The following is a 3,934-nucleotide window of genomic DNA, read 5'->3' on the forward strand; positions in this document are numbered from 1 at the left end:
CTACCAACCATTGGCGGACGGCCTGTGCATTGCACACAGGCCCGAACCAAGTCGTCTTCTGCAGTCGGGGTCAGAAGACACTCAAAAGCGGGGTCGGCGACCGGGCTTGTGGGTGTGCTCTGAAAGCACAGAAGGCTGGAGGCCCTTTCGGACACTCCAGCCTCGGGGAACGAGCGAATTACTTCAGCTCGGCCTTGGCGCCGGCTTCCACCAGCTTCTTCAGGGCTGCGTCGGCGTCGGCCTTGGCAATGCCTTCTTTCACGTTCTTCGGTGCGCCGTCGACCAAGTCCTTGGCTTCTTTCAGGCCCAGACCGGTGATTTCGCGCACGGCCTTGATGACCGAGACCTTGTTGGCGCCGGCTTCGAGCAGCACGACGTTGAATTCGGTCTTCTCTTCAGCAACAGCAGCAGCACCACCACCACCGGCTGCGGGTGCGGCCATCGCGGCTGCGCTCACGCCAAACTTCTCTTCGATGGCTTTCACCAGGTCGTTGAGTTCCATGACCGTCATGCTGTCCAGCGCGGTCAAAAATGCGTCTTTATCGAATGCCATTTTGATTTCCTAACAATTGGTTGAACGAACGGTGCGCGCCACTCAGGCAGCAGCCGCTTCTTCGGCTGCCACGGGGGCAGCGCCTTCGCCTTTTTTCGCCGCCAGCGCGCCCAGCACAACGGCCGTACGCGACATGGGCGACATCAGCAAGCCACACAGCTGGGCCAGCAACACTTCTTTCGAAGGGATGCTTGCAAGCTGCTTCACGCCATTGACGTCCAGGACTTTGCCGCCGTACACACCGGCGCGAATGACCAACTTGTCGTTGGTTTTCGCGAACTCGGCCACCACTTTCGCGGCGGCCACGGCGTCGACGGAGAAGCCATAGATCAGCGGACCGGTCATCTGGTCGGCGGCCACTTCAAATGCGCTGCCAGCCACCGCACGGCGGGCCAAGGTGTTTTTCAACACACTCAGGCTCACACCATTGCTGCGGGCTGTGACGCGCAGTTTGTCCATGTTCGCGACCGTGATGCCACGGTATTCCGCCATCACGAGCGTTTGAGCTTTTGCGGCGAGGCTGGTCACTTCGGAAATGACCGCTTCTTTCTCACTGCGATTCAGACTCAAGGTCTACTCCTTAAATGTGCCTTCGGTCCAACGACCTGAGACACGCCTCATTGCAGCGATCAACTGTTTCGGAACGGATTCCATCTGCAGCGGGATCGCCATCTGCGTTGGCTTGTCACAATTAAGTCGGACCGCATTCCGAAGAACTTGATCCGACACCAACGGTCTTGGATGGCCCCGGGAGTCGGTCATCACAACCGGCCCCTGGGCCCACCACACCCGGGCAACCTGCGTTGCCCGAATTCTTTCTCGCGATTACGCCGAGATGGATTGCATGTCCACGCGAACGCCGACACCCATGGTCGACGACACCGCCACCTTGCGCAGGTACACACCCTTGCTGGTTGCTGGCTTGGCCTTGGTCAGAGCGTCGAGCAACGCCACCAGGTTGCCCTGGAGCTTGTCGGCCTCAAACGAACGGCGGCCGATGGTGCCGTGCACGATGCCGGCCTTGTCGACGCGGAACTGCACCTGACCGGCCTTGGCGTTGTTGACCGCGGTCGCGACATCGGGCGTCACGGTGCCGACCTTCGGGTTCGGCATCAGGCCGCGCGGGCCGAGGATCTGGCCCAGCGTACCGACGACGCGCATCGTGTCCGGCGAGGCGATCACGACGTCGAAGTTGATGTTGCCGGCCTTGATCTGCTCGGCCAGGTCGTCCATGCCGACCACATCGGCCCCGGCGGCCTTGGCCTCTTCGGCCTTGGCGCCCTGGGCGAACACGGCGACGCGCTTGGTCTTGCCGGTGCCGTTGGGCATCACGACGGCGCCACGCACCACCTGGTCGGACTTCTTCGCGTCCACGCCGAGCTGGATGGCCACGTCGATGGATTCGTCAAATTTGGCGTTCGCGCATTCCTTGATGATGGCGATGGCTTCGGTCAGGGCGTACAGCTTGTTGCTGTCGACCTTGCCTTCGAAGGCTTTCTGTTTTTTGGTCAGCTTGGCCATTTACACGCCCTCCACAATCACGCCCATCGAGCGGGCCGAACCGGCGATGGTGCGCACAGCAGCGTCCACATCGGCAGCGGTCATGTCTTTCATCTTGGTCTTGGCGATCTCTTCGAGCTGTGCGCGCGTGATCTTGCCGACCTTGTTCTTGTTGGGCACCGAAGAGCCCTTGTCGAGCTTGATTGCCTTCTTGATCAAGGTGGTCGCCGGTGGCGTCTTGATGATGAAGGTGAAGCTCTTGTCCGCGTACGCCGTGATCACCACGGGCAGCGGCAGACCTGGCTCAACGCCCTGGGTCTGGGCGTTGAACGCCTTGCAGAACTCCATGATGTTCAGGCCGCGCTGACCCAGTGCCGGGCCGATCGGAGGGGAAGGGTTGGCCTTGCCAGCTGGGACTTGCAGCTTGACGAAGCCGACGATTTTTTTCGCCATTTTTTAGCTCCTGCGAGTGCAGACGGTTGCCACGGTGGACAACCTCCTCGCGGTTGGGGACCCGGAAAACTTCAACAGCGCTGGCGTCGGGCCGACCCGCCAGCACCTGGAACCGTCAGGTTTTTTCGACCTGGCTGAATTCGAGTTCGACGGGTGTGGCGCGACCGAAAATGGTCACCGACACGCGCATCTTGTTCTTCTCGTAGTTGACTTCTTCGACCGTGCCATTGAAGTCGGTGAAGGGGCCTTCCTTCACACGCACGTACTCACCCACCACGAACTCCACCTTGTGGCGGGGCTTGTCGGTGCCTTCCTGCATCTGGTTGACGATCTTCTGGACGTCTTCCTCGGAGATCGGCGCCGGGCGGTTCTTCGCGCCACCCACAAAGCCGGTGACCTTGTTGGTGTGCTTGACCAGATGCCAGGTGTCGTCGTCCATCACCATTTCCACCAGCACGTAGCCAGGGAAAAACTTGCGCTCGGTGGTGCGGCGCTGGCCGTTCTTCATCTCGACCACCTCTTCGGTGGGCACGAGGATGCGGCCGAACTTGTCTTGCATGCCGGCGCGCGTGATGCGTTCGACGATGTTGCGCTCAGCGGCCTTCTCCATGCCCGAATAGGCGTGGACGACGTACCAGCGCATGCCTTCGGCGGCCACGCCGTCGGTCACGGGACTGTTTTGCTCGGTCATTTATTTTCTCCAGCCCAGAATCAGGTCGTAGAACAGCCATTCGACCGTCTTGTCGGTGAGCCACAGAAAGAGCGACATCACGAGCACGAAGGCGAACACATAAGCCGTCATCTGGATCGCTTCCTTGCGGGCGGGCCAGACAACCTTCTTCACTTCACGCCAGGAGTCGCGGCCAAAGGCCACCAACTGCTTGCCCGACTCGGACACGCCGAACACCACCACGGCCGCACCCAGCAACACGATCAGCGCAACCCACTGCACCAGCGCACCCCGGGACGACAACAAATAGAAGGCGACAAACGAGCCCAACAGCAGCGCAATGGCAGCCGCCAGCTTGGCCTTGTCGGCGCCGGTGTGGACGGTTTGTACTTCGGAGGTGGCCATGAAAATCCAGACAAAACTTTTCAAAAAACGCGCTCAAAAACCCGAAAGCTTGAGACACGCAAGCCCACCAGAGGTCTTGACGACTTCGGTGGGCTTGTCAACCACTCAACAGCTCCGGGCCGGACTCCGGTTTTCCCTGTTGGGTGGCAGGGGCAGTAGGAATCGAACCTACAACCTTCGGTTTTGGAGACCGACGCTCTGCCAATTGAGCTATACCCCTACTGGCGATGCCCCTGAGGGCTGTTAATCAGTTGAGGTCAGAGCACATCGCCACGCGATTCATCCGACCCGAAAAACCCCTTACGCGATGATTTTGGCAACGACGCCGGCGCCGACGGTGCGGCCACCTTCGC

Annotated in this window: 6 protein-coding genes and 1 tRNA gene; all 7 read right to left on the minus strand. The window is 60.5% G+C overall.

Annotated features, from left to right (window positions below; genetic code table 11):
• Window positions 1–178 precede the first annotated feature (178 nt).
• The 7 genes from rplL to Q1W68_RS01450 all read right to left on the minus strand — a co-directional run bounded on the left by rplL (window position 179) and on the right by Q1W68_RS01450 (window position 3,801).
• Entirely contained in the window at window positions 179–553 is a 375-nt protein-coding gene (gene rplL / locus Q1W68_RS01420) for a 50S ribosomal protein L7/L12 (protein ID WP_056267435.1), read from the minus strand.
• 42 nt (window positions 554–595) lie between these two features.
• A complete protein-coding gene (gene rplJ / locus Q1W68_RS01425) occupies window positions 596–1,123 on the minus strand; it encodes a 50S ribosomal protein L10 (RefSeq protein ID WP_069048047.1) in 528 nt (175 codons plus the stop codon).
• Window positions 1,124–1,378: 255 nt separating this feature from the next.
• Window positions 1,379–2,074, minus strand: a complete 696-nt coding sequence (gene rplA, locus Q1W68_RS01430; protein WP_300715475.1) for a 50S ribosomal protein L1 — start codon at window positions 2,072–2,074, stop codon at window positions 1,379–1,381.
• Window positions 2,075–2,506 carry a 50S ribosomal protein L11 gene (gene rplK, locus Q1W68_RS01435; RefSeq protein WP_056267423.1) on the minus strand — a complete coding sequence of 144 codons (432 nt, stop codon included), beginning with the start codon at window positions 2,504–2,506 and terminating at the stop codon, window positions 2,075–2,077.
• 115 nt (window positions 2,507–2,621) lie between these two features.
• Window positions 2,622–3,197, minus strand: coding sequence for a transcription termination/antitermination protein NusG (nusG, locus tag Q1W68_RS01440; RefSeq protein ID WP_300715476.1), 576 nt, complete (start codon window positions 3,195–3,197; stop codon window positions 2,622–2,624).
• Window positions 3,198–3,581: a preprotein translocase subunit SecE gene (secE, locus tag Q1W68_RS01445; protein WP_300715477.1), complete on the minus strand. Its 384-nt coding sequence runs from the start codon at window positions 3,579–3,581 to the stop codon at window positions 3,198–3,200.
• 144 nt (window positions 3,582–3,725) lie between these two features.
• Window positions 3,726–3,801 (minus strand) — tRNA-Trp (locus Q1W68_RS01450).
• Between the last annotated feature and the right edge of the window lie 133 nt (window positions 3,802–3,934).

Source organism: Hydrogenophaga sp., from assembly GCF_030158645.1.
GTDB lineage: Bacteria > Pseudomonadota > Gammaproteobacteria > Burkholderiales > Burkholderiaceae_C > Hydrogenophaga.

Bases quoted from the DNA above. Each gene is read 5' to 3' on its own strand.
- rplK (WP_056267423.1), bottom strand. From the start codon at position 2,506: ATGGCGAAAAAAATCGTCGGCTTCGTCAAGCTGCAAGTCCCAGCTGGC.
- rplA (WP_300715475.1), bottom strand. From the start codon at position 2,074: ATGGCCAAGCTGACCAAAAAACAGAAAGCCTTCGAAGGCAAGGTCGAC.
- rplL (WP_056267435.1), bottom strand. From the start codon at position 553: ATGGCATTCGATAAAGACGCATTTTTGACCGCGCTGGACAGCATGACG.
- nusG (WP_300715476.1), bottom strand. From the start codon at position 3,197: ATGACCGAGCAAAACAGTCCCGTGACCGACGGCGTGGCCGCCGAAGGC.
- secE (WP_300715477.1), bottom strand. From the start codon at position 3,581: ATGGCCACCTCCGAAGTACAAACCGTCCACACCGGCGCCGACAAGGCC.